Raw genomic sequence first — 25,772 nt, forward strand, 5'->3', positions numbered from 1 at the left:
ATGAAACGAGTGAGTACAGCTTCACTCAAAACAGTGGAATGGATCGGGCTTTTGGTAGTGGCCATCCTGTTTGTATTTCCGTTTTTGTGGATGGCGACGACTGCCTTCAAAACAATGCCAGAGGTCAGGCAGTTTCCGCCGACTCTCTTGCCTGAGACGTGGGAGTGGGGCAATTTTGCCCATGCGTGGCAGTCAGGTCCGTTTCTTACCTATACGTGGAACAGCATACTAGTTGCCGTTGGAATCTTGGTGTTGCAATTTTTGACCGCAGTGCCTGCTGCCTACGCCTTTGCCCGCTACAAGTTTCCCGGGCGAAACCTGTTATTCGGACTGGTTCTGATTGTGCTCATGATTCCTGGACAGGTGATCTTTTTGCCGATCTATGTTCAATTGAGCGGCTGGGGGCTGGTGAATACGCTATGGTCGCTTATCCTGCCTTATGCAGCTAGCGCTTTCGGGATTTTCCTGCTCCGTCAGGCGTTCATGCAGGTACCTGACGAAGTCATCGAAGCGGCGCGTCTGGACAATGCCTCAGAGTGGAAAATCATGTGGACCATCATGGTGCCGATGGCAAAGCCGGTGCTCGTTACATTCGGATTGTTCAGCTTCATTTATCACTGGAATGATTACTTCTGGCCACTGATCATGACCAACAGCGACGAAGTCCGCACGCTGCCCATCGGGATCTCCAGCTTGCATATGTCAGACGGGGGAACCTTGTGGAACGTCATGATGGCTGGGAATATGATCCTCATTCTGCCGATTCTTGTGATTTTCTTTGTGGCCCAGCGCCATATTATCAAAGCGTTTGTCTACCAATCCAAATAAACCATACCTTTTGGGAGGAAACCAAATCATGAAATCTATGAAAAAGACCGGAACCATTCTATGTGCATTGGCTCTCAGCTTGTCAGGAGTGCTTGCAGGCTGCGGATCAACAGGAAAAGAACAATCGACTGGTACAGGCAGCACTTCTCAGCCAGCGGCAGCAACTGCCAGCAGCGGACCCGTTGAGATTGACTTCTGGTATGCACTCGGTGGCGTTCGCGGCAAAACAATTGAGGACATGGTCAAAAAGTTCAATGACACTCATAAGGATATTATCGTAAAGCCAGCTTATCAGGGGGCTTATCAGGAAAACCACTCTAAAGTCTTGGCATCTGTCGCAGCAGGAAACAATCCGGATGTAACAATGGTGGAGATCGCCTCTATCGCTGCATTCGCTGATGCGAAGGTATTGGAAGACCTGACTCCTTATTCGCAAGGCGATGAAAAGAAATACATTCCTGGTCTGATGAAAAACTCCTACTGGAAAGACAAGTTGTACGCAGTGCCTTTTAACCGATCCACACCGCTTCTGTACATCAACCGCGACATGCTGAAGGAAGCTGGCCTTGATCCGAACGGACCGAAATCGTGGGATGAGCTGGTCAGCTTCTCGCAAAAGCTGAGCAAGAAGGAAGGGGATAAAATTACCCGGTACGGATTCTCCACGCCTGTTGATATTTGGTTCTACGAAGCTCTTGTATTTCAGGGCGGCGGCAACATCCTGAGCGAGGATGGCAAAGAGCTGACGATCAACAACGAAGCGGGCAAGGCGCCGCTGGAATTGTGGTCTAAAATGGTGAAGGAAGGCATTATGAAAAACCCTCCAGGCGAAAACTACAATGCATGGGATGTAGCAGAGCAAGATTTCCTGAACCAAAAAGTAGGCATGATTTTCACCTCAACCGGTTCCTTGACGGAATTGAAGAAAAATGCCAAATTTGACATGGGCGCGGCCTTCCTGCCAGCAAACAAAAACTTTGGTACACCAACAGGAGGAGCGAATCTCGTGATGCTTTCCAAGTCCTCTGATGCCGAGAAAAAGGCAGCGTGGGAATTCATGAAATGGATGACCGATACAGAGCAAACGGTTCCTTGGTCCATTGCTTCCGGTTATATGCCTGTGACGACAGCAGCAGTAGACTCGGCTGAAATGAAAGCATTCTATGAAAAAGAACCAAACTTCAAGGTAGCAGTTGACCAGCTGCAATACGGCTACCCTCGTCCAATGGCACCTGGCTACAAGGAACTTCAGGATGTCATCCAAAAAGAACTGCAACGTGCGATGCTCGGTCAAGCTAGCGTAGATGAAGCGTTGCAAACAGCGACGGACAAAGGCAGCAAGCTGCTGAAAAAATAAGGTAATCGTGAGCAAGAGAGGAGCATTAGACATGAACATTTGCATGGCACACCGCGGTTGGTCAGGCAAGGCCCCAGAGAACACACTCGCAGCAATTCGACTTGCACTATCTGAGCCCGGTATTACAGCAATGGAAATTGATGTACAGCTTTCACGTGACGGTGTTCCTGTGCTGATTCATGATTTCACGCTGGAGCGCACAACGACAGGCAGCGGGCTGGTTATGGACCATACATTGGAGGAGCTGCGTGGGCTGGATGCAGGGAGCTGGTTTGGGGAGGAGTTTTCAAGCGAGCGGATTCCCACTCTGGAGGAAGCGCTGCTTGCGGTAAAAGGTCGCCTCACCTTAAATATTGAATTGAAGGCTACGAGCGATATGTATCCCGGGATTGCAGAAAAGGTGCTGGAGCTTTTAGCAAAGTACGACATGAAGCAAGAGGTGTATATTACCTCGTTTGACCACGATTTGATTCGTCAGGTGAGACAGCTGGATCAAGAGGTCGTGACCGGATTGATTGTACTTGGCCGTCCTGTACTGATGCTGGAACAGATGGAAGAGGCAGGAGCTACGATTCTCTCCATGGGCTATCCGTATTTGACTCGTGAGCTGGCTCTTGCTGCTATGGAAAAAGGATACAAGGTTATTGCCTGGACGCTGGATGACTCACGCGAGATACGTACCGTGATGTCATGGCATGCAGACATGCAGATTTGCACCAACCATCCTGATCGGATGCTGGGATTGATGTAGACGTAGGAAGCCACGAAGAAAGCCGTCGGGAAGAGCAACCCGGCGGCTTTCCCAAATTTCCAATGCTTTGTTTACAGCTTAAACCTGCTTACATGAGACTGCAGTTCTTCGGCGATTCTCGCCAAGTTGCCTGCCGAGGAAGTGACCTCTTCCATTGCGGCGAGCTGCTCTTCAGTGGCGGCTGACACGTTTTGTGTGCCGTCAGCCGAGTTTTCCGCTACTTCCTCGATAATGCTGACTAGTTCTACGACCTGCTCCGTACCAGCCGACATTTGGACGGAGTACGTTTTTACCTCTTGAATCTGGCTGGCTACCTGTGAAACGGCATCCTGAATTTGCTCGAATGATTTGCCAGCGTTGTTTACAACCTCCAAGCCCAAAGCCACTTCTTTTGTGCCCTTTTCCATGGAAAGGACGGCCTGATTCGATTCGAGCTGAATGGCACTGATGAGCTTTTCGATTTGCTGGGCAGATTGTGCTGATTGCTCAGCCAATTTACGCACTTCATCTGCGACAACGGCAAACCCGCGCCCTTGTTCTCCAGCTCTTGCCGCCTCGATCGCAGCGTTGAGAGCCAACAGATTCGTTTGTTCGGCGATCGCTGTAATGACTTGGACAATTTGACCAATTTCTTGCGAGCTGTTGCCTAAGCGCTTGACGATTTCCGCAATATTGGTAACCGTATCATCGATGGAGTGCATTTGACTGACGACGACCTGGAGTGCCTGGTTGCCTTCGATGGCAATCTGCGACGCCTCAACGGCAGATTCAGTAGCATACTGGGCATTCGTTGATACCTGCTTGGCACCACCGGACACTTCTTGCATGGCTGCTACGCTATTTTCTACGCTCTTCACTTGTTTTTCGGCACCATAAGCCACTTCCTGAATGGTTGTGGCGATTTGCTCCGTAGCCTTGCTCGTATGCTCTGCATTTACAGACAGCTGTTCAGCAGAGGAAGCGAGATCCGAAGCCGTAGCATTTACTTGTTGAATAATCGTTCGGAGGTTTTCGACCATTGTATTAACGGATTGAGAGAGCGCGCCGACCTCATCCTTGGTTCGGATTTGCAGGGGCTGAACAGTCAATTCGCCTTCTGATATACGGTTAGCAACCTGGGCTACTTCTACAATCGGACGGGTGATTTGCTGGGCGATGATGTAAGCGATAGCACTCACGGCGACAACGACTGCGAGTACGATGACCATTGCCAGCGTGTTGACACCTGAAACCGCTTCTGTGATGGACGCGATCGGGATGTGCAAATACAAGCCAAAGTTTGTAGTTGGAATTGGGGAGTAGGTTACTACGTATTCCATCCCGGCATCCGTGTAATGATAGGAGGCCTTCTCTGTTTTTTCTGCTGTCAAAATATCGGTTAAGCCTTGGGGAAGAGTGGATTCTGCAAGCGGCTTTCCGATCAACTCCTGATTGGGGTGGTACTGGATTTGATTTTTGTTGTCGACAAGAATGGGGTATCCACCATCGCCCACACTCAGGCTTTGCAAAAAGGTAGAGGTAAACTCATCGACGTTGACGAGGCCGGTCAATACACCGAGCTTTTCTTTATTTGGCCCCGTAACGGGTGAAGCGACGATGATCGAGCGGTTTCCAGTTGTTTTGGCGATCAAGACATCAGAGAAGCTGGACTTGTCCTGCATGCCGTCCTTGAAAAACTGGCGCTCACTAAGATCGATTCCGATGCTGTTAGGAAAGGTGTCAGCTGTTACCTTTCCATCTTTGGATATAAAAGTATTTCCGTCGTACAGCTTCATTTCCTGGGTGAATTTGCGAATGAATGTGTTTTTCGCTTCCTCATCATCGGAGCCAATATCTGAGGTGCGTGCAAGAATTTGCATCTCCGTCATACGTCGGTCCAGATATTGATTCATGGCGATCGCTGTACTGGAGGTCAGATCAACAAAGGAATTCTCTTGTTTTTCAATTAGGATCGTTGAAAAGCTGCTGCTGATAAAAAATGTCGTGCCGACGAGTGGAATGATGGATACCAGGAGAAACCAAAAGCTCATTTTTCTTTTGAGTTTGCTGAACAAAAACATCGGTTTTTCCTCTCTTCTATCCCCAGTTGGTATGTGTTGCTAAGAGTATGAAAGATACAAAGGTAGACTGCTGAGGACAGCTCAGCAGTCTGACTAGCAATTAATAGCCCATCGCTGCGCCTTCACCGCGTGGGTCGGCACCGCCAAACTTCACGTTTGTTTGTGGGTCGATGAGAATAGCGCCGGATTGTCCCATCGCATCGGTGTACGCTGCCTCCAATTTTTCGACTGGATGACCGCGCTTCACCAGCTCGTCGAGAACTTCTTGAGGAATACGGCTTTCTACTTTCAAATTGTTGGAGGACGATCCCCAGTTGCGACCATGAAGCCATCTAGGTGCCTCGATTGCATCTTGAACACTAAAGCCGAAGTCAATGATCCGAGTTACAAGGGCTGCTTGTGTTTGCGGCTGACCCTCGCCACCTTGTGTTCCATAGAGAAGATAAGGCTTGTCCCCTTTAAACAGCATGGCAGGGTTGATCGTGTGGAACGTACGCTTGCCTGGCTCCAGATGGTTGATGTGATTCTTGTCCAAAGAGAAATAGCTTCCGCGGTTTTGTAGAAGAACGCCTGTATCTTTTGCTACAATACCGGAGCCCCAGTCAAAATAATGGCTTTGAATGATAGATACTGCATTGCCATCCTTGTCTACGATACCAAACCATGTTGTATCACCTTTTGGATCGAGTGGCTCTACAGATTTGGCAGCTTGCTTCATATCGATACGTGCAGCCATGTCTTTTCCGTGCTGCTTGGACAACAGATCGTTTACAGGAATATCTACAAATGCAGGGTCAGTCAACCATTTGTCACGGTCAGCAAAGGCTTGCTTGGTCGCTTCAACAATGGTGTGGTAGTAGTCAGGTGTTCCTTCACCCATGCTCTTTAGGTCAAAATTGTTCAAAACGTTCAAGATAGAGAGCGATGCCATACCTTGGGAGTTAGGTGGCACATTGTACGCTTTGTAACCACGGTAGTCGACAGTAATCGGATCTGCCCAAGTGGAGGTGTGCTTTTCAAAGTCTTTTAGTGTGAGCAGACCACCATTTTTCTGCATATCTGCCACGATCTTTTGAGCGACCTCTCCTTTATAGAATCCGTCAGCCCCTTTTTTCGCGATGATTTGCAAGGTTTTGGCTAGATCCTTTTGCTTGAGAAGTTCGCCTGGCTGGTACGAATCACCGTTTGGCTTCAGGAAGATTTTGCGGAATTCATCAAAGCGTTGAAGATTTTTCAGATCATTATCCGTTGGATCAGTAGCTTGCTTGGTCCAGTACACCTGGTTTGGAGAAACAGGGTATCCGTTTTCTGCGTAGCCAATGGCTGGCTCAAGCAGTCTGCTCCAAGAGAGCTTGTTGTTGCCCATGTTTTTATGAGCATAGTTGTAAGCTTCCCACCAGCCCGAAACCACGCCAGGCACGGTGTTTGCTGATTCGTAGCCACGGGAAGGAATTTTTTCATAGCCTTTGCCCGTGTAATAATCGATTGTCGCCTTTTCACCTGCGCGACCGCTACCGTTCAATGCTTTCAGTTCTTTTGTCTTGGCGTTGTAAATGAGCCAGAAGTTATCTCCACCGATAGTGGTGTAATGAGGATAGACAACAGCCAATGTCGAAGCGGCAGTGATCGCTGCATCTACTGCGTTTCCGCCATCTTCTAATGTTTTGAGTGCGGCAGCAGTAGCAAGATAGTGTGGTGTAGTTACCATTGCATTTGGTGACATGGATGTTGGGCGGTTAGCTGCTTGTACTGGCGAGAGTGTCGAGAGTCCAATTACACCAGTCAAGGCTATGGCTGATAGTTTTTTCCAGAGAGACATTCCGATGAAACCCCCTTCTGATTCGTAAAATGGTAATTCCCAAAAAATCGTCTGCGCTTGTCTAGCCTCACCTCCTTTGGTTGTAATGTAATAAAAAGACAAATATGGACAATTTTAGACAATTTGAGCGCAAAAAAAGACCAATGATATAGGATCATTGGTCTTGTCCTACATCAATATTTCGGTAGCTGGCAAGCATGCTCGCTATTGCGAGGGTAGCCCCTGTAGCTTTGCGTCGCCGGATTTCCCCGGGTTTGCCGATTCGATATCAATGGTTGATTATCAAAATTTTGATTCGTTTGTTGTGGGAAAAAGTTCCTACAACTCCTATTAGCAATTAATATAGACCATTTATCCCTTGGGGTAAATAAGAAAAAATTTTTTAATGTGGAAAAAATGGAATGTTTAGTTAATTACCTAGGTCATGATGTGGTGGATAGCTGAAGCTCAGGAATCGAAGACCCTGGAATTTGTTCCGGCGATGTAAATGTTTTTACACGTTCTGATAAGTCTAGTAAGTAATGCCAGAGGATAGAAATATCCTTCTTTTCTCCTACAGGGCCATGTCCGGGCACTACGGTATGAAAGGACTGCTCACACAAGTGCTCCAAAATCTCAATCCATTCCGCTACATTGCCGCTCTGGAAGAGCCGTCAAACGTAATCGTAGGAGGAGTAGGAACGACAGAAGATAGAGAAGCGTCCATGGTGAGGAGATCGCCTAGTTGATCGGACAGCTCTTGCTGCTTCTGTTCGTCCGTTTCCTGCTCAAGCCTTGGTTTCACTGATTCAGGGTTCACCGATATCAATGATCCCGGCGTTGCTCATCGCCCCAGCTCCATTCTTAGCGATGACAGCGTAGACCCCATCTGTCACCTGTTCCAAGGTGAAATACGGACTTTGAAAATGAGTGGTAGGAGACATCATGGCAATCGAACCTTCTTTTGCTGAACTGGTAAATATAGATATATTTTACAATAGCCTAAATAGATGACACTAGTCTAAAAAGGAAGACGGATAACGGTTACAAACGCACACCACTTTTGGCCGAACTGCTTATGATAATAAAAAGGCGACAGTGCCAAGGAGTGAAACAATACCATGATGCATCCCGATACAGAACTGCGTTATATCAACGACGAGATCGGGTACGGTGTGTTCGCGACGAAGTTCATTCCCAAAGGAACGATCGTATGGGCCATGGATGATTTGGATCAGGTATTAGACCTTTCCTTTGTGGAAAAACTGGACCCATTACGAAAGCAGGATGTGCAAAAATATTCGTTCAGAAACCAGTACGGGAAATACATTCTGTGCTGGGATAAAGCTCGGTACGTGAACCACAGCTTTTATGCCACATGTGTAGCGACCATGTACGATCTGGAGCTGGCAGCACGCGATATTTATCCAGGGGAAGAGCTGACGGATGATTACGGAACGCTGAATCTCGATGAACCATTTGACTGCTTGCCAGAAGAGGGCACGAGTCGTTCGCGAGTCATGCCGGATGATTTGCTCCGTTATTATCCGCAGTGGGATGAAATTGCAGCAGCAGCCTTCCAGCGATTTAACCAGGTTGAACAGCCGTTAAAGCATTTGATTCTCCCTGAGCATCAGTCAGCCATTCGGGAAATTACCGAGAAGGGACGCTCTCTCGATTCTATTGTCCATCTTTATTGCGATCCGCATTGGCGAAAATAAAAGGGTTGCAGGAACTTACGGGCCGGACAACGGCCCGATTTTGTTGAACTCTGAGAGTAGAATCAGTATTATGGAATGTAAAGGTGAAATGAAAGGTTGATTTCATTGGAAAACAAGGTAGCGTCATCCAATTTTATCCGCAATATTGTGGTCGATGACTTGCAAGAGGGAAAAGTAAAGGAAATCATTACCCGCTTTCCCCCAGAGCCGAACGGGTATCTCCATATTGGACATGCCAAAGCGATCATTCTCAATTTTGAGCTCGCACATGAGTTTTCTGGTAAAGCCAATCTGCGTTTTGACGATACCAACCCGGTAAAAGAAGACACAGAGTACGTAGAAGCGATCAAGCGCGACGTGCAATGGCTTGGGTTTGAATGGGACGGACTGTTTTTTGCATCGGACTACTTCGAAGAGATGTACAACCGAGCCGTGCTCCTGATTAAAAAGGGAAAAGCGTATGTAGACGATCTTTCAGCAGAAGAGATGCGCAAATTGCGAGGAACGTTGACAGAGCCTGGCGTTGACAGTCCATTCCGAAACCGCTCGGTCGAGGAAAACCTGGATTTGTTTGCTCGGATGCGCCAAGGGGAATTCAAGGACGGAGAAAAAGTGTTGCGTGCGAAAATCGACATGACCTCTCCGAACTTCAACATGCGTGATCCGGTATTGTACCGAATTTCACATGCGCATCATCATAACACGGGTGACAAATGGTGTATCTATCCGATGTACGATTTTGCTCATCCGCTGGAGGATGCGATCGAGGGAGTCACTCACTCGCTTTGCTCACTGGAGTTTGAGGATCACCGTCCATTGTATGACTGGGTAGTGAGCGAGTGTGAGATGGAGCATGTTCCACGTCAGTACGAATTCGCTCGTCTGAACCTGACCAATACGGTAATGAGCAAACGCAAGCTCAAGCTGCTAGTAGACGAGAATGTAGTAGATGGCTGGGATGATCCGCGCATGCCGACCATTGCCGGCTTCCGTCGCCGTGGCTTTACGCCAGAAGCGATTCGTACGTTTGCCCGTGAGGTAGGGGTAGCACGCAGCAACAGCATCGTCGATGAAAAGATGCTGGAGCATTTTATTCGTGAAGACTTGAAGCTGAAGGCGCCGCGTACAATGGCAGTCTTAAACCCGTTGAAGGTCGTGATTACCAACTATCCAGAAGGACAAGTGGAAATGCTGGATGCGGAAATTAACCCGGAAAACCCGGAGATGGGTAACCGCGAAATTCCGTTTTCCCGTGAAATTTACATCGAGCAGGATGACTTCATGGAGAATCCGCCGAACAAATATTTCCGCCTCTTTCCGGGAAATGAAGTGCGCTTGAAAAATGCATATTTCATCAAATGCAATGATGTAGTGAAGGACGCTGACGGCAACGTGATCGAGATTCACTGCACGTACGACCCTGAAACAAAGAGCGGAAGCGGATTTACTGGTCGTAAAGTAAAAGGTACGATTCACTGGGTAAATGCGTCCGATGCCGTTCCGGCCGAATTCCGTCTGTACGAGCCATTGATTATGGATGGTGAGGAAACAGAAGGTACGTTCCTGGACAATATCAACCCGAATTCCTTGGAAGTGCTGCAAGGCTTTGTGGAACACAACATGAAAGATACTCAGCCGCAAGACAAGTACCAATTTTTCCGTCACGGCTACTTCAACGTCGATCCAAAGGATAACACAAAAGATAAGCTTGTCTTTAACCGGATCGTTTCACTGAAAAGCTCGTTTGAGCTGCCAAAAGCATAAGTGAAGAGAAAAGCAACGAACGCTGCCCATGCACAGGCGACTGTGCTTAGCAGCGTTTTTTCGTGATGTAACTTTTTTCAGGTGCGTGTATAATTATTCATGTCATAAATAGAAGGAGGACAGGTAGTGAACGGGAGAGCAGAACTTACACGCAGCTTGAAGCTGTGGCATATTGTTGTGATCGGCTTGGGCTATATGGCGCCAATGGCCGTTTTTGATACGTTTGGTATTGTATCCGAAGAAACAGGCGGATTTGTTCCGGCTGCCTACGCAGTGACGCTTCTGGCGATATTGTTTACAGCGTCCAGCTACGGGAAAATGGTCCGCATATTTCCTTCTGCTGGGACCGCATACACTTACACACAACAGACGATTCATCCTTACGCTGGCTTTATGGTAGGGTGGGCTTCGCTGCTCGATTATTTGTTTTTGCCCATGATTAATGCGTTATTGACTGGTGTTTACCTGTCGTCTGTTTTTCCAGAGGTACCGACAACATGGTGGATCGTCGGATTTATCGTCCTAATTACTGCTCTTAACGTTTTTCGCGTAACCGTTACAGCGTCGATCAACTCGTTTCTCGTGCTTTTTCAAATAGCAGTTGTCGTACTCTTTGCAGGATTGGCAATTCGTGGGCTAGCCACTGGAGACGGAATCGGACAAGTCTTTGCCATCCGCCCGTTCTTTTCACCGGAGCTGTCTGTTGTTGCCTTGTTTTCCGGTGCATCGATTCTGTGCTTCTCGTTCCTCGGCTTTGATGCCGTTACTACTTTGACAGAGGAGACAGTCGATGCCAAAAAGACGATTCCCCGGGGAATTTTGTTGGTAGCGATGGCAGGGGGAGCGCTGTTTATTACGGCTTCGTATTTCATGCAGGCGTTATTTCCGGATGTATCCGTCCTATCTGACCCAGAAGCTGCCTCTGCAGAAATTGCCCTTCACATCGGTGGCTCCATATTTCAATTAGTGTTTCTGGCTGCTGCATTATCGTCCACCCTTGCTTCCGGGCTGGTATCAGTAACGAGCGTTACACGTCTGCTTTTCGCCATGGGGCGCGACGGCTTTTTACCAAGAAAATGGTTCGGATATGTACATCCAAAGCTGAAGACACCACTGCTCAACGTTCTTCTCGTCGGTGCATTGATGTTTGCTGCTCTGTTCCTGGATTTATTGACAGCGACCTCCTTCATCAACTTCGGAGCCCTGATCGCCTTTAGCTTCGTAAACCTCAGCGTCATCGCCTACTATGTGCGCAAACAAAAACGACTGCAGGTGACAGAGTGGTGGAGCTATGTATTATCACCGCTCATCGGTGTAGCCTTCATCAGCTTTATGTGGATCAGCCTGGATATCAAATCGATGATTCTAGGAATCCTGTGGAGCTTCGTCGGACTCATCTATTTACTCTATTTGGTGAAAATCAAAGGTGCGAGATTAGACCTGATGAAGTTTGATGAGTAAAGAAGTAGCTTTCAAAGAGACAAGATCATTACCATTAGATTTGGTAATGTTTTGTCTCTTTTTTTATGTAGTAATACATCCTGAGCTACCCACACCTGACAAAGGAGCGAAAACGGGAGCAGCTGGTGAGAGAAAAAGGGAGAAAATGCGAAGGCCTTAGAGACACCTGCCAAGGCGCAATGGAAAAAGCGAGACCTGCCTTTAGCGTCCACCTTGAACCAGCCTCCCTGAACATACTGCTTTGGACGCGGGTTTCGCTTTTGGAATGGAGCCGTCCAGGAATGACCCCAATTAGGTGACTCTACGAGCCGCAGCATTTTCTCCCTTTTTCTCTCCTCTAAAGGCCCCGCAAGAGTAGACGCCCACCAGAAGAGAGGGTAAACTGGCTACAGGAATATTCCAAACCTTACTAGTTTCCATTAAAGGAGGACTTTTCTCATGCTTACTTCACTCTTCCGTCGCAAATGGACGACGGTTGATTATGTGCTAATCGTCGTCACAGCAGCTTTATATGCGGTTGCGATCATCATGCTTGCGAATATCAAGCTCATTCCATCCGTTCCGATCCGGCCGGCCAACGCCCTGCAGCCGGTGTTTGGCATGCTCTTTGGTCTGCCAGGATGCATTGGACTTGCCTTTGGCAATATGGTGAGCGATCTGTTGACGGGAAGTGCCCCGCCACATGCGGTTGTAGTCGGATTTGTCTCTAACTTTTTAGGTGGATTTATCGGCTTTCTGGCAGTCAGTCATCCTGCTTTGAAAACGAAACGCAGTCTGATTCAATACTATTTGTTCGTAGTGATCATCAGCTCCGCGGTTGTTGCGTGCGCGATTCTCATTAACGTTGCGCTTGGACTGACACCGATGGCTATCGCTGCGATGTTCATTCCGACGGTATTTTTAAACCAGGCGATATCTACTGCCATTCTCGGTCCGATCCTGTTGAAGCTGCTCTATCCTTTTGTAAAGCGTTCGGGTCTATACCGTGGACGGCCACTTCAGGAATATAGCTATCTGGGAAATGAAAGCAGGGTGCTCTAGTGAAAAAAGAACCGCTGCTGCAAGCCAGGGAGGTACATTGGCAATATGAAGACACAGCAGCTCCTTCTTTGGCAAATGTGAATCTCGACCTGTATCCAGGAGAAGTAGTGGGCGTTGTTGGGCCTGCTGCCGCGGGGAAAACGACATTGTTGTTGACTTTATCAGGCTTGATCCCGGCCAACTACGCGGGGCATTTTGTCGGGGAAAGAAAGACGCATGCGGAGCTCGGCATCGTCTTTCAGGACCCGGAAACGCAATTTATCGGTCTTACTGTAGAAGAAGAGCTGGCTTTTTCTCTGGAGAATGTAGGATTTACCGATGCACAAATCGAGCATCGCATTGGCGAGGTCCTGGAGCTGGTAGGCTTGCAGGGCTTTGCCGAACGCTCTCCATTTGAGCTGTCTGGCGGGGAAAAGCAGCGTGTTGCCATCGCGTCCGCATTGTCTCACGCGCCACAGGTCTTGCTACTGGACGAGCCAACCTCAGAGCTTGACCCATTGGGGGCGCGAGAAGTATTTTCCCTCGTCCAGCGCTTGAAGCAGGAAAACGAGATGGCTATAGTAGTGTCTTCGCATGCCACAGAGGAGTTGGCTTCCTTTTGCGACAGAATGATTTTGGTGGCGGAGGGTAGGATCGTGCTGGATTTGCCTGTAAAAGAGTTCTTTTCACAGGTCGACATACTGGATATCCACGGTATTTTTGTGCCAGAGGTCATTCGTCTCTATTTCATGTTGCGTGAGGCGGGCGTTCTGCCAGAGTTGCCCGGCGTTTTGCCGCTGGATGTAGAGGAGCTGTCACGACTCTATCGGGAAGCGCAATTGGTTAGGGAGGGAAGCTGGTGAGTGCCGTCATTGCTTTTGAAGATGTGTGGTACGGATATGAAAAGGAAACGCCGGTCCTAAAAGGAGTCTCACTGACGATCGGGCGAGGCGAATTTATCGCAATCATTGGCGGGAACGGTTCCGGGAAAACGACCTTGGCCAAGCATTGCAACGGCTTGTACAAGCCGACAAAAGGCATGGTAACGGTTAATGGGGAAGACACAAAGGATAGATCAGTCGCCCAATTATCTAAAACGGTCGCCTATTGCTATCAAAATCCGGACCATCAAATATTCCACCAGACGGTAAAGGCTGAGGTATCGTTCGGGCCAAAAAACATGGGACTGCTCGCTGCAGAAATCGAGCAGGTAGTAAATGAGGCGCTTGCGGCTGTCGGTCTGTCTCATATGGGAGATGCGGAGCCGTATTTCACCAGCAAGGGCACTCGTCAAAAAATCGCGGTAGCGTCGATTCTCGCTATGCGCCCTGACGTCATCGTATTGGATGAGCCGACTACTGGGCTTGATTACCGGGGGATGCAGGAGATGATGGAGCTCGTTCGACGATTGCATGAATCGGGTCATACGATTATCGTCATTACCCATGATATGCGTCTCGTTGCAGAGTACGCACAGCGCGTCATTGTCATGCACCAGGGAAAGGTCGTCTGCGATGGCAGCCCGGCACAGGTATTTGCAGAGCCGCAAATACTAGCTTCTGCACAAGTGGAGCCGCCTGCCATCTATCGGTTTGGGAAGGCGTCCGGCTTGGTTGATCCGATCCCACTGACATATGCCGCGATGAAAAGAATGCTGACAGGGGCGGAAGACTAACATGAAAAATGCCCATCCCAGCTTTGCTTTGCTTGTATTTCTATTACTGGGCTTGCTTCCGTTTCTGTTCCAGGACCCTCGGGCACTCGTCGTGGTTTGGATGTTCAACCTGGCGCTGATCGCCAAGCTAGGCTGGAAGCGATCTCTGGTCAAGGCATACACTCTTGTCGGAGGGATTGGCGCTCTTTTTGCGACAATTACCTGGCTGCCGTTTACAAATATAGGAACCCCTTATTGGAGCAGCGAAATCCCTGTCATACACTATCCGCTGCAAATTACGGATGTCGGCGTGCTTTGGGCGATGGGGATGGGGCTTCGTCTGGCGAATGTGGCGCTGCTCTCGATGTACTACCTATTCACGACTTCTCCGCGAGATATTGCGATGGGGCTTCGCGGAATTGGCGTTCCTTTTTCAGTGAGCTTTTTACTCTCACTCATTTTTCGTTTTATTCCTCTCGTCAAAAATGATCTGGCAACCATTCGGGAAGCGCAAATGGTGAGGGGAATGACAACGAATGAGGGGAGTGTTCCAGAACGCATCAAGAAGTATAGCGTTCTCATGGTGCCGCTCATCTTCAGCTCGCTCAAAAGAGTGCCTTTGATCGCCAATGCGCTAGATGCCAAAGGCTTTCGCATGCGGAATCCCCAGCATCGCTTCTATCGGAGCAAACGCTGGCGAGCCTCAGAAGTCATGACGTTGCTTATAGGATTTGCCTTGTTTGCGGCTCTCTTCTATTTTGCGCGCATTCACCCTGATCATCTCGGAGTATTGATCCCCGGACGCATCTAAAAGGAGAGAGAAGGATGAATCAAAACATGTTTGAACGTATCAAACGGTTACAAATAGGATCGGGTATTCTCGAATACGGAGTGGTCGGGGCGCCTGATGCTCCGGCCCTTTTACTGCTACACGCGATTCGCAATACGAAACAGCTTTTTGCCGGGATCATTCCTGAGCTCTCAACGAAATACCGGGTAATTGCTGTGGATCTGCGCGGGCATGGTGGTTCTGTTGCGGTGGAGCCGTTTACGTTCGAGCAAATCGTAAACGATCTCGTTTGCTTACTGGATGCAGAAAAGCTGGAACAGGCTACGGTAGTCGCAGCTTCGTTTGCAGCGGTTCCGGCACAGATGCTGGCTGTTCGTGAACCGCAACGCGTTTCCAGACTGATTTTGCTAGACGGGGGCTATTATTCCTTGGGAGAGGTACCAGGGTTTGAATTGGACAGTGTGGTTTCCAGATTGGATGCAACCCGGTTTGCTTCTGTCGAGAATGCGGAGCGCCAATTCGCTGACCGATACAGTGGATACTCGATGCCGGCTGGCTGGATGAAAGAAGAGTTAGTGCACGCAGAGGAAGAAGGCTATCGGTATCGACTGCCAAAAGCGGCGTTTGCGGCCTATTTTCAGGAATATACGACACATAGCACACACCAGCTTTTCAGCCAATTGACTTGCCCTGTGTTATTGCTGCTTGCTGACGAAATGCTTTTGCCAGATGAGGAGCAGCGGAGGTTTTACCAAGAGGCAGCGGCTAGGTATCGAACAGCAGTTCCACAGGCAAAAGTAAAAACCATCTCCGGTTCGCAGCATTTACTCATGGTGACGAATCCACAAGAGACGCTGGAAGAAATAAACGGATTTCTAAATAAGTGAGGGACAAGCTTCGATGCTTGTCCCTTTTTTTGTACAGAAGACATGAACCGATTAGCGCTTGGCTTCACGGAATAGCTTGTCCAATTCATCAGCAGTAGACTTGTCATGCTTCTTTGCATGCATGTCCTTCTTTACCTTTTCCAATGCGTCTATTCCTCTTTTAGAGGTTACCACACGCACTTCGGCATCCGTGCCATACATGCGCTCTACCTGTGCCTTTGCTTGTGTAAAGGTAGCGCCCTGGTCACTTGTTCCAAGTGTGCCAGCTGTGCCATGACCTGCCCCGGGGGCTCCGGGAGTTCCATCCGAAGGCTCGTGGCCTCGATTCGAGCTGCCTGCAAAGTTACTGATGAGATGCGCTTGCATCGGGTCCATTTGGTTGATGGATTGACTTTTGGCTGTCGATGGCGCGAGGAAAATGACATCATTTACGATCAGAGTCTGTACACCGTGTACGCCCGCTGCATTCAACTGAGCTTCGAGCTTGGTCGAAGGACCACCGGTATGCATGTGCGAGCTGCCCATCGAGCTGTATAAAGCGTGTCCCATGCCACTATAAGTGGTGCCATGTGAATTGGTTGTCAGTTTCTTGTCGCGATCCACACTGGGAATGACGGTATCTCCATGTGCAGCAGGGTGCATTGTCTGTGTGCGAGCAGGGTGCTGTGGCGCTGGCGCTGCCTGGTTCGTGCAGGCTGTTACGAAAAGAGCGAGACCGAGTCCTGTAGTACCCATCCATTTTCCGAGTTTCATGGTATCCCTCCAAGATTTTCTTTCCACCTAGAACTATCCTGTGTCGAACGTCAGAACCGTATGCTTGGAGCTTGTTGGGAAAATTTCTAGAAAATGCGGTTAGTCTGTCGAAAAAAAGCGCAAACCAAAGGATAGATGAAAACTGGAGGTGGTAGTGTTGGCACAATCTAACGAAAGACATGAGCAACCAGTATCACGGAGAAACTTCTTGAAAAACACCGGAATGGTGTTGGGCGGTCTGGTCGTCGGGGGTGTGGCTGGTAGTCTGATTCGTAAGCCGGAAGCACCACAACAGCCAGGGGCGACACCAGCTCCAACTGCCGATTACAATCAGGCATTGATGTACTTTTCTCCAGAACAGTTCAAGGTGGTCGAGGCTGCCTGCGAACGAATTTTTCCTGAGGACGAAATCGGTCCGGGAGCAAAAACACTTGGGGCTGCCTATTTCATTGATCACCAGCTAGCAGGTGATTGGGGCTTCAACGCACGTGACTACATGCAAGGACCCTTTTTTCCCGGAGAGGCAACACAAGGGTATCAAGGGCGCTTAAAAAGAAGAGAAATCTTTGATATTGGCATTCAGGAATTGAACAACTACAGCAACAGTACACAGCAAAAACGGTTCTACGAGTTGCCTGCAGAACAGCAAGATGCGGTATTAAAAGCATTTGAAACCGATGAGGTGAAGCTGACAACGGTCTCCGCGAGTGCGTTTTTCAAAATGCTTCGCGCCAGCACGCTGGAAGGGATTTACTCAGACCCACTATACGGTGGAAACAAGAACATGGATGGTTGGAAAATGAAAAATTACCCCGGCAACCAGATGGCCTATACCCAGGTGATCGAAAAGGACGAGTTCGTCAAAATGGCACCTTTGAGTTTGCGAGATCATCAACATTAATAAGGGGATACGATAGTCATGGCGAAAAAATTGCCCAAAGTGGACGTAGTAATAGTAGGTGTTGGCTGGGGAGGAGGCATCATCGCCTCCGAACTAACCAAGCAGGGATTGACGGTCGTCGGATTGGAGCGTGGCAAGGAGCGCAAAACCGAGGACTACTTTATGGTGCATGACGAGCTACGCTACGCTCTGCGTTATGAAATGATGCAGGATTTGTCCAAGGAAACCATTACATTCCGCAGCAAGACCAATGTCCGTGCCCTTCCGATGCGGTCATACGGTTCCTTTCTGATTGGAACGGGCCTCGGCGGATCAGGTGTGCACTGGAACGGTCAAACATTCCGCTTTCTGCCCTACGATTTCGAGATTCGCAGCAAAACGGTGGAGCGCTACGGAGAAAAGAAAATTCCAGACGGCATGACGATCCAGGATTGGGGCATAACGTACGATCAATTGGAGCCGTACTTTGATAAATTTGAAAAAATGGCAGGGATTGCTGGCGAGGAAAACCCATTGGGAGGCAAACGCTCTAGCCCATACCCGGTTCCGCCGATGAAAAGTACACCGAGCATGAAAATGTTTGCCGATGCAACCAAAAAGAAGAGTCTGCATCCGTACATGATGCCATCTGCCAATCTGTCGCAGGCCTATACCAATCCAGATGGCGTAGCGCGGGCGGCGTGTCAGTATTGCGGCTACTGTGAACGGTTTGGCTGTGAATACGGGGCAAAGGCAGATCCTGTTGTAACTGTTATTCCTGTTGCCAAAAAGACAGGGAAATTTGAAATCCGTACACATTCAAATGTCCGGCGCATCTTACATACCGGGAAAAAGGCGACAGGTGTGCTATACACGGATGTCACAACGGGTGAGGAAATCGAGCAGCCTGCTGATATCGTCGTAATGACCAGCTACGTATTCAACAACGCACGTCTTTTGCTCATGTCCAACTTGGGCAAGCCGTATGATCCAGCTACAGGTAAAGGCGTTATCGGCAAAAACTACGCCTATCAGGTCATCCGAGGCGGCGCAGTCGGTTTTTTTGACAACAAGGAGTTTAATAACTATGCAGGGGCAGGCGCACTCGGAATTTGCCTGGATGATTTCAACGGAGACAACTTTGATCACAAGGACTTGAATTTTTTACACGGGGCAAACATTAGCTTATCCCAAACTGGCCAACGCCCGATTGCCAACAATAAAGTGCCAGAGGGTACGCCAAGCTGGGGAAAAGAGTTTAAAGCTGCCTCGATCAAGTACGCAAACCGGATTTTGTCCGTAGGGGCACAAGGCGCTTGCATGCCTTACCGCCACCACTTCCTCGATCTCGATCCAACCTACAAGGATGCGTTTGGAGATCCATTGATGAGGATCACATTCGACTTTGAGGAACAGGACAGACAGCTGGCCGCTTATTGTGCAGACAAGTGTGGCGAGATCGTCAAGGAGATGGGAGCAGCCGAAAAGCTTGAAATTAATCGAAAGCTTGGACCCTATGATATTACGCCGTACCAATCGACTCATAATACAGGCGGCGTCATCATGGGCACGTCACCGGATACCTCTGCGGTTAATAACTACTTGCAAATGTGGGATGCGGAAAATGTATTCGTAGTAGGGGCATCTGCTTTCCCGCACAATAGTGGATACAACCCTACTGGCACAATGGGTGCGCTTTCTTACCGCGCTGCAGAAGGTATTTTGAAGTACAGACAAAGCGGTGGCGGAATGCTCGTGTAACATTTCGCTAAGCTGCAAAAATCTCTCGCAAGAATGAAAAAAGTCGTAGGGCAATCCGACGGCTTTTTTCTGTGTGTACATGTAAAAAATTCGCATCCTTGCGAAAAGCTCTAGGAAAGCATGGGACATTTTCGCGATGCGACTGGCTTTTTGAGCTGGCACGTTCCTTGCTAGAGCAATAAACAAAGAGCCGAGAGCAAGGGAGAGACGACGATGAGAAACGAAGCTTGGAGAATAGATACCGCCATTATTCATACTGCGCAGACTCCATGTCCAAAAACGGGGGCTGTCGTATCAGCAGTTGTCCCAGCAGTTGCCTATGCTTTTCCTGATGCCGATTCAGCAGCTGCTTGCGTAGCGGGAGAGAGGGAAGGCACGTACTACGGAAGATACGGGAATCCAACCATCGCGACGTTGGAAGAAAAGATTGCTGCTTTGGAAAACGGGGAGGCTGCACTTGGCGTGAGCAGCGGTATGGCCGCTATTTCGGGAGCAATGCTTGCCTTTTTGAAGCACGGCGATCATGTCGTATGCACGCGTGATGTATACGGAGGCAGCTACAAGTTTTTGACTTCGCTTGCCCCACGCTACGGCATTTCTGCCGATTTTGTGGATTGTACGGACTTGCGAGCGGTCGAACGATCTTTTTTGCCGAATACCAAGGTGCTCTATATCGAGACACCTTCCAACCCTTGCTTGACTGTGCTTGATATAACAGCCCTGTCCAAGCTCGCTCATGAACATGGCATCCTGGTCATCGTAGACAATACCTTTATGACGCCATATTTGCAGCGTCCACTGGAGCTTGGAGCTGACGTGGTGGTACACAGCGCCACCAAATACATTAATGGACATGGCGACGTGATCGCGGGATTTATTGTAGGAAAGAACGAGCACATCCAGTTCATGCGCAAGCACATCATGGGGGATTTAGGGCAGAATCTCAACGCTTGGGATGCTTTTTTAATCCTGCGTGGACTAAAGACTCTGGGATTGCGTGTCAGACAGCATTGTCAAAATGCGGAGGCAGTGGCGCGCTTTTTAGAAGGTCACCCCGCGATTTCTCATGTGTACTATCCTGGACTTGCATCCCATCCGCAGCACGAGCTGGCCAAGCGGCAAATGGGGGGAATGGGAGGCATCGTCTCCTTTGAGGTGAACGGCGGTTACGAGGCAGCCAAATCTTTCATTAACGCCCTGCGTCTGGCTATGATATCGTTTAGTTTAGGAGACCCCGAAACGCTGGTGCAGCATCCAGCCTCTATGACACATGCTTCGATCCCGACAGAGGAGAGATTGAAGTTTAACATTACGGATGGCTTGATTCGTTTTTCAACAGGCTTGGAGGATGCACAAGATATTATCGCGGATTTAGAGCAGGCGCTTGCTGTTATCCCGATGATGGCAACAGCGAACAGGGAGTAAGGAACGTGGCGCAGGAGGATATGTATGACACAATTTTCCCGGATTGAGGGATTCATTCAATCGTACGCAGACAATATTTCCAAAGTGCTGGGATTGGACGTCACCATCCTCGATGAGCAGGGGATTCGCGTCAGTGGAACCGGCTACTATCAGGATTTGATTGGTTTGCCTGCTCCTGAGGGCTCGTTCTTTCGCATGATTTTGCAGACCGGGCAGCCGGGTATGATTTTCGATATGAAAAAAGATGAGTCTCAGTGCATGAACTGCAAGTTTCTGCAGCAATGCCGGGAACTGGCGACGATTGGCTTTCCCGTACACAAGCGCGAGAAAACGGTCGGAGTGATCGGGATTATTGCTTTTTCTCCTGAGCAAAAAGAAAGCATGCTTCATAACTCGGAAAAATGGATGCCTTTTTTGCAGCATACGAGCTCACTCATTGAGCACAAGCTGCTGGAGCTGGATGCAGAACTCGAAAAAGGCTGTAATATACAGGAAGAGATGCCTCCAGCAGCTGCGAATCCGGTTTATTTTGCTCAGCTAATTGGAGCGGAGACGGGACTGCGTGATGTGATTGCCAAAGCAAAAAAAGTCACCAACAGCATATCGACCGTCCTCATTCGTGGTGAAAGCGGAACAGGCAAGGAGCTGTTAGCAAAGGCAATTCACAGTGAAGGTCTACGCAGCCGATATCCGTTTGTTGCCATTAACTGTGCGGCGATCCCTGAAACACTGCTGGAAAGCGAATTGTTTGGGTATGAGGGCGGGGCTTTTACGGGCTCCAGGCGTGAAGGAAAGCCGGGAAAGTTTGAGCTAGCACACAAAGGAACGATTTTTTTGGATGAAGTAGGGGATATTCCGCTGTCCCTACAGCCTAAGCTACTGCGTGTTCTCCAGGAAAAAACTGTCGACCGGGTAGGAGGCATCAAAACGCTGGATATTGATGTACGCGTGATTGCTGCTACTCATCGGGATTTGGAGAGCATGGTGCGGGAAGGCACGTTTCGCGAGGATTTGTATTACCGCCTGAATGTCATTCCCCTTCGGTTGAAGCCGTTGCGTGAGCGCAGGGAGGATATCCCGCTCTATTTGAATCATTTTCTATATCGGTATCGCACTTTGCTGCAAAAGGGCGGGCTGGAGCTGGATGCACTACTGTCCAAGCGGCTTTGTGCGTACGCGTGGCCAGGAAACATTCGCCAATTGGAGAATGCAGTGGAATATATGGTCAATATGGCTGATGAAGCAACGATTACGAGTGAGGATTTGCCAGAATATCTTCATCTGGACTGTCAGCCTGGAATAGATGAGGGGTGCGAAGAGGCACAGTTCCAAGGGCTAGAGCAGCGGATGTATGCGTACGAAAAATCGGTGTTGGAGCAGTGCTTTGCTGATCCATACTTGGAGCAGGACAAGGCAGCGATTGCGGAGAAGCTGCAAATCAGTCTTTCGACGCTTTACAGGAAGATGGAAAAATACGGATTGATCTAAAATGCCAGCCATGCTTCGGTCTAAGCCGAGGTGTGGCTTGTTTTATATTGTTTCCTTGTGGCTCTAGCTATTGTATATTTTTAGGAAGGTTTGGTAGTAATCATCCAATAATCATTTACTTTTGAGAGGAGAACTTTGGCCAATGATTCGCCAAAATTCCAAATGAAAAAGAGCCATATTCTATTGTTGCTGGGGTTACTCGTTGTCATTTTATCTAGCTCGCGCATTTTGTGGATGGAATTGTTTCGTGATCAAAAACAGGCGGTCATTAAGAATGGGCAACTCGACTTACGTGATTGGAATGCAGGAGAGGGTGACGTCCTTCTGCTCGATGGAAAATGGCAGTTCTATCCCTCGCAATTGCTGATGGATGGTGGCAGGCGGCAAAAGGAAGCTGGTGGAAATGCTCCAAAGCTGATTCAGGTACCAGGAGGATGGAATGAAGCGTTGTCTCTTGAAAAGCCAACTCCATACGGATTTGGTTCCTATCGCTTGCGACTCTATGTAAATCCGGAAAATGACCTCAATTATAGTATTCGTGTGCCCAGCGTGCGCACAGCATCTGAATTATATGTAAATGGTCGATTGCTTGCTAAATCAGGGCGGGTAGGGACAACGCAGGATGAATATTTGGCAAAGAATCTGCCTTATTCTACAACCTTTACGGCAGACGAAAACGGCGTAATTGAGCTGGTGATTCAGGCGGCCAATTATGTGGATAGTCGAGGCAGTGGCATCGTTCGCTCGATCAAATTTGGCTCAGAAGAAGCGATTGCAAAAGAAATGAAGGTCTCGGTTTCTATGCAGCTTCTGGCAGCTGTCATCTTTCTCATGCATTCTGTCTATGCGCTTATTTTGTTTTTGCTAGGAAATCGGGAAAAGAAGCTGCTCTATTTTTCTTTATTGACACTATGTGTAACACTTACAAATGTATTAAGTAATGATGAGAAGTTGTTTCATCAATTATTTTACATCGGCTATGCTTGGGATTTTCGATTAGCAAATGCCGCTCTCATTATTGGAGCCTATGCTTTGCTGGAATGTACGGAGCATCGTGAACTACCTTATTGGAGAAAGATACATACCTATTATGCTGCATTGAATTTAGGAACAGCTGGCATTACGTTGTTTTTAGCTCCCGATCAGGTAATCATGCTCTTTCCGGTTTATTTCCTGCTGGTGAGTATTTCTGTAGTGATCACGATCATCTCTATCTTGAAAAAAGTAATGAAGGATCTAAAGAGCCATCTTTTACTGCTTTTTTCTATTATTGCGATGAGCCACCATTTACTTTGGTCTATCATCTGGCGAGAAAGTGGTTTGAGTTTTGTCCACTATCCTTTTGATCTGATTATTGCGATGGGGAGTTTTGCGTCTGTATGGTTTCATGATTATTTTAATATGCATGCGAACACAAAGACGCTTGCTGCTACCTTGCAAAGGATGAATGACCATAAGGATCAATTTTTGGCGAATACTTCCCATGAATTCAAGAATCCGCTCCATGGCATTCTTAACATGTCACAGTCTGTTTTAAAAAGGGAACGGCATTTGTTGCAGGATCAAAGTATCAAGGAGCTTGAAACTGTTTTATCTGTCGGACGTCGGCTAACATTGATTTTAAATGATTTGATTGATGTGATGAGCCTACGGGAAGGCAATCCGCGTTTACAGAAAAAAGTTACTTTGATTCCGCCGATCGTGACTGGAGTGCTTGATTTGCTGCGATTTTACACGGAAGTGAAGCCTGTGGAGATTATAAATGAGATTTCTGAGGATTTTACTCCAGTGCTTGCGGATGAGAACCGGGTAATCCAGATCGTTTTCAATCTCGTTCATAATGCTGTGAAATTCACAAATGAAGGGAAAATTACGATTCGAGCTTTTGCAAGAGATGGAAGAGCTTTTATTGTGATTACAGACACTGGAGTTGGAATGGATGAGGACATGCTAAAGCGCCTGTTCCGTCCCTATGAGCAAGCCAGTTCTGGTGAGACCATGATAGAAGGTGGTTTCGGGCTAGGTTTAAGTATAAGCAAACAACTGGTTGAGCTTCATGGAGGTAGTTTAGAAGTATCCTCGGTTTTGGGGAAAGGCTCAGAATTTCAATTTTCGTTAGCACTAGCAGATATGAAAACAGAGGAAGAACTAGATGTTTCTACCCATTTCGAACGGTTAGTCTTACAACCGATGCCAGTTCAGATCGCTTTGAAAGAAGTAGCAATCACATCAGCGGCGGAACAAAAAACGTTAATAGAAATGAATCGCGATCGCCCACGGATTTTAATTGTGGATGATGATCCTGTCAACCTGCAAGTACTCGAAGCCATACTGCTACCAGACGAATATGATCTAACGATGGTCACGAGCGGCAAAAAAGCACTGGCTATACTGGATACGAAGGAATGGGATCTCGTCATCTCTGATATCATGATGCCGCAGATGTCTGGCTATGAGCTGACACGAATCATTCGTACACGGTTTACACTCACAGAGCTACCGATTCTGCTCCTTACCGCAAGAAGCCAGCCAAAGGATATTCAAAGCGGCTTTTTAGCTGGAGCAAACGATTATGTAACAAAGCCAGTGGAAGCAATCGAAATAAGGTCGCGGATTGATGCGCTCACTACGATCAAACAAGTTGTTCGCAAGCAATTACGATTAGAAGCCGCATGGCTACAAGCGCAAATTCAGCCTCACTTTTTATTCAATGCATTACAAGCTATCGTCGCTTTAAGTGAAATCGATTTGGATAAGATGCGTAATTTGCTTAATGAATTCAGTAATTATTTGAGGAATAAATTCGAGTTTCAAAATATGGATGCGTTTGTTCCGATCGAAGACGAGCTAAGCTTGGTGCGCTCGTATCTCTATATTGAAAAGGTTCGATTCGAAGAAAGACTCCAGGTAGTTTGGGAGATAGATGACGACTATAAGGAATTAATAATCCCATTTCTTACGATCCAGCCTTTAGTTGAAAATGCGATCAGACACGGCATTATGAAGCGTACAGGTGGTGGAAAGATTCATATCAGGGTCTCAGTCTACGAAAAGCATGCAGAGATTTCAGTGGAAGACGACGGGGTGGGAATGGATGAAGACCAGCTGCAGCGAATAGGGGAGAGAAAAGCTAATAGCAGGTCAGGAGTAGGATTAAGGAATACGGATCAGCGATTAAAACGACACTTTGGAACAGGACTGCATATTACAAGTACGCCAGGCTCAGGGACGAAGATATCTTTTACTGTTCATAGCAGAGTGAAGAACGAAAATGAAGAATCATGAAATAATATGAGCTGCAGTCTAGGACCCTTTTTCTCATCCTATTCATAGTAGTGAGATGGATTATCATTGTCAATCTGATTTACCTAACT

Annotated in this window: 21 protein-coding genes and 1 riboswitch; of the genes, 16 read left to right on the forward strand and 5 right to left on the reverse strand. The window is 48.1% G+C overall.

Annotation, left to right across the window (positions count from 1 at the left end):
* Genes SB752_RS12310 through SB752_RS12320 form a run of 3 tightly spaced genes read left to right on the forward strand, consistent with a single transcriptional unit; the run spans position 1 to position 2,936 of the window.
* Positions 1-828, forward strand: a complete 828-nt coding sequence (locus SB752_RS12310; protein ID WP_103104721.1) for a carbohydrate ABC transporter permease — start codon at positions 1-3, stop codon at positions 826-828.
* Positions 829-856: 28 nt separating this feature from the next.
* On the forward strand, positions 857-2,185 hold the full coding sequence (locus SB752_RS12315) for an ABC transporter substrate-binding protein (RefSeq protein ID WP_410715928.1): 1,329 nt from the start codon (positions 857-859) through the stop codon (positions 2,183-2,185).
* 31 nt (positions 2,186-2,216) lie between these two features.
* Positions 2,217-2,936: a glycerophosphodiester phosphodiesterase gene (locus tag SB752_RS12320; RefSeq protein WP_410715929.1), complete on the forward strand. Its 720-nt coding sequence runs from the start codon at positions 2,217-2,219 to the stop codon at positions 2,934-2,936.
* Positions 2,937-3,007: 71 nt separating this feature from the next.
* On the opposite strand, the gene SB752_RS12325 is transcribed toward SB752_RS12320, so the two are convergent.
* From SB752_RS12325 to SB752_RS12340, 4 genes are all read right to left on the reverse strand, one after another.
* A complete protein-coding gene (locus tag SB752_RS12325) occupies positions 3,008-4,996 on the reverse strand; it encodes a methyl-accepting chemotaxis protein (protein ID WP_410715930.1) in 1,989 nt (662 codons plus the stop codon).
* Between the two features lie 100 nt (positions 4,997-5,096).
* Positions 5,097-6,815, reverse strand: coding sequence for a gamma-glutamyltransferase (gene ggt / locus SB752_RS12330; protein ID WP_410715931.1), 1,719 nt, complete (start codon positions 6,813-6,815; stop codon positions 5,097-5,099).
* Between the two features lie 180 nt (positions 6,816-6,995).
* Positions 6,996-7,084, reverse strand: a riboswitch (cyclic di-GMP riboswitch).
* A 359-nt stretch (positions 7,085-7,443) separates the two neighbouring features.
* The gene (locus tag SB752_RS12335; protein WP_410715932.1) at positions 7,444-7,599 is read right to left on the reverse strand and encodes a hypothetical protein; all 156 of its coding nucleotides are present in this window, start codon (positions 7,597-7,599) and stop codon (positions 7,444-7,446) included.
* Positions 7,600-7,603: 4 nt separating this feature from the next.
* On the reverse strand, positions 7,604-7,741 hold the full coding sequence (locus SB752_RS12340) for a hypothetical protein (RefSeq protein ID WP_410715933.1): 138 nt from the start codon (positions 7,739-7,741) through the stop codon (positions 7,604-7,606).
* Positions 7,742-7,915: 174 nt separating this feature from the next.
* On the opposite strand from SB752_RS12340, the gene SB752_RS12345 reads away from it, so the two are divergent.
* The 8 genes from SB752_RS12345 (at position 7,916) to SB752_RS12380 (ending at position 16,091) form a co-directional block, all read left to right on the forward strand.
* A complete protein-coding gene (locus SB752_RS12345) occupies positions 7,916-8,515 on the forward strand; it encodes an SET domain-containing protein (RefSeq protein WP_410715934.1) in 600 nt (199 codons plus the stop codon).
* A gap of 96 nt (positions 8,516-8,611) precedes the next feature.
* Positions 8,612-10,279 (forward strand): glutamine--tRNA ligase/YqeY domain fusion protein, encoded by a 1,668-nt coding sequence (locus SB752_RS12350; RefSeq protein WP_410715935.1) that lies wholly within the window; start codon positions 8,612-8,614, stop codon positions 10,277-10,279.
* A gap of 126 nt (positions 10,280-10,405) precedes the next feature.
* Entirely contained in the window at positions 10,406-11,740 is a 1,335-nt protein-coding gene (locus SB752_RS12355) for an APC family permease (RefSeq protein ID WP_410715936.1), read from the forward strand.
* A 438-nt stretch (positions 11,741-12,178) separates the two neighbouring features.
* A complete protein-coding gene (locus SB752_RS12360) occupies positions 12,179-12,781 on the forward strand; it encodes a QueT transporter family protein (RefSeq protein WP_410715937.1) in 603 nt (200 codons plus the stop codon).
* Positions 12,781-13,623 carry an energy-coupling factor ABC transporter ATP-binding protein gene (locus tag SB752_RS12365; protein ID WP_410715938.1) on the forward strand — a complete coding sequence of 281 codons (843 nt, stop codon included), beginning with the start codon at positions 12,781-12,783 and terminating at the stop codon, positions 13,621-13,623. Before SB752_RS12360 ends, SB752_RS12365 begins: the two co-directional genes overlap by 1 nt.
* Entirely contained in the window at positions 13,620-14,435 is an 816-nt protein-coding gene (locus SB752_RS12370) for an energy-coupling factor ABC transporter ATP-binding protein (protein ID WP_410715939.1), read from the forward strand. The genes SB752_RS12365 and SB752_RS12370 overlap by 4 nt, the downstream gene beginning before the upstream one ends.
* Position 14,436: 1 nt before the next feature.
* On the forward strand, positions 14,437-15,225 hold the full coding sequence (locus tag SB752_RS12375; RefSeq protein WP_410715940.1) for an energy-coupling factor transporter transmembrane component T: 789 nt from the start codon (positions 14,437-14,439) through the stop codon (positions 15,223-15,225).
* A 14-nt stretch (positions 15,226-15,239) separates the two neighbouring features.
* A complete protein-coding gene (locus tag SB752_RS12380; protein ID WP_410715941.1) occupies positions 15,240-16,091 on the forward strand; it encodes an alpha/beta fold hydrolase in 852 nt (283 codons plus the stop codon).
* A gap of 51 nt (positions 16,092-16,142) precedes the next feature.
* Here SB752_RS12380 and SB752_RS12385 read toward each other — a convergent pair whose 3' ends face one another.
* Positions 16,143-16,844: a hypothetical protein gene (locus SB752_RS12385; protein WP_410715942.1), complete on the reverse strand. Its 702-nt coding sequence runs from the start codon at positions 16,842-16,844 to the stop codon at positions 16,143-16,145.
* Positions 16,845-17,001: 157 nt separating this feature from the next.
* On the opposite strand from SB752_RS12385, the gene SB752_RS12390 reads away from it, so the two are divergent.
* The 5 genes from SB752_RS12390 (at position 17,002) to SB752_RS12410 (ending at position 25,683) form a co-directional block, all read left to right on the forward strand.
* Positions 17,002-17,745, forward strand: a complete 744-nt coding sequence (locus tag SB752_RS12390) for a gluconate 2-dehydrogenase subunit 3 family protein (RefSeq protein ID WP_410715943.1) — start codon at positions 17,002-17,004, stop codon at positions 17,743-17,745.
* 18 nt (positions 17,746-17,763) lie between these two features.
* The gene (locus tag SB752_RS12395) at positions 17,764-19,485 is read left to right on the forward strand and encodes a GMC family oxidoreductase (RefSeq protein ID WP_410715944.1); all 1,722 of its coding nucleotides are present in this window, start codon (positions 17,764-17,766) and stop codon (positions 19,483-19,485) included.
* Positions 19,486-19,698: 213 nt separating this feature from the next.
* On the forward strand, positions 19,699-20,910 hold the full coding sequence (locus tag SB752_RS12400; RefSeq protein ID WP_410715945.1) for a trans-sulfuration enzyme family protein: 1,212 nt from the start codon (positions 19,699-19,701) through the stop codon (positions 20,908-20,910).
* 24 nt (positions 20,911-20,934) lie between these two features.
* Complete coding sequence (locus SB752_RS12405; RefSeq protein WP_410715946.1) at positions 20,935-22,398, forward strand: sigma-54 interaction domain-containing protein; 1,464 nt, start codon at positions 20,935-20,937, stop codon at positions 22,396-22,398.
* A gap of 135 nt (positions 22,399-22,533) precedes the next feature.
* A complete protein-coding gene (locus SB752_RS12410) occupies positions 22,534-25,683 on the forward strand; it encodes an ATP-binding response regulator (RefSeq protein ID WP_410715947.1) in 3,150 nt (1,049 codons plus the stop codon).
* The last annotated feature ends 89 nt before the right edge of the window (positions 25,684-25,772 follow it).

The sequence above is a fragment of the Brevibacillus sp. SIMBA_040 genome (genome assembly GCF_046535075.1).
Lineage (GTDB): Bacteria > Bacillota > Bacilli > Brevibacillales > Brevibacillaceae > Brevibacillus.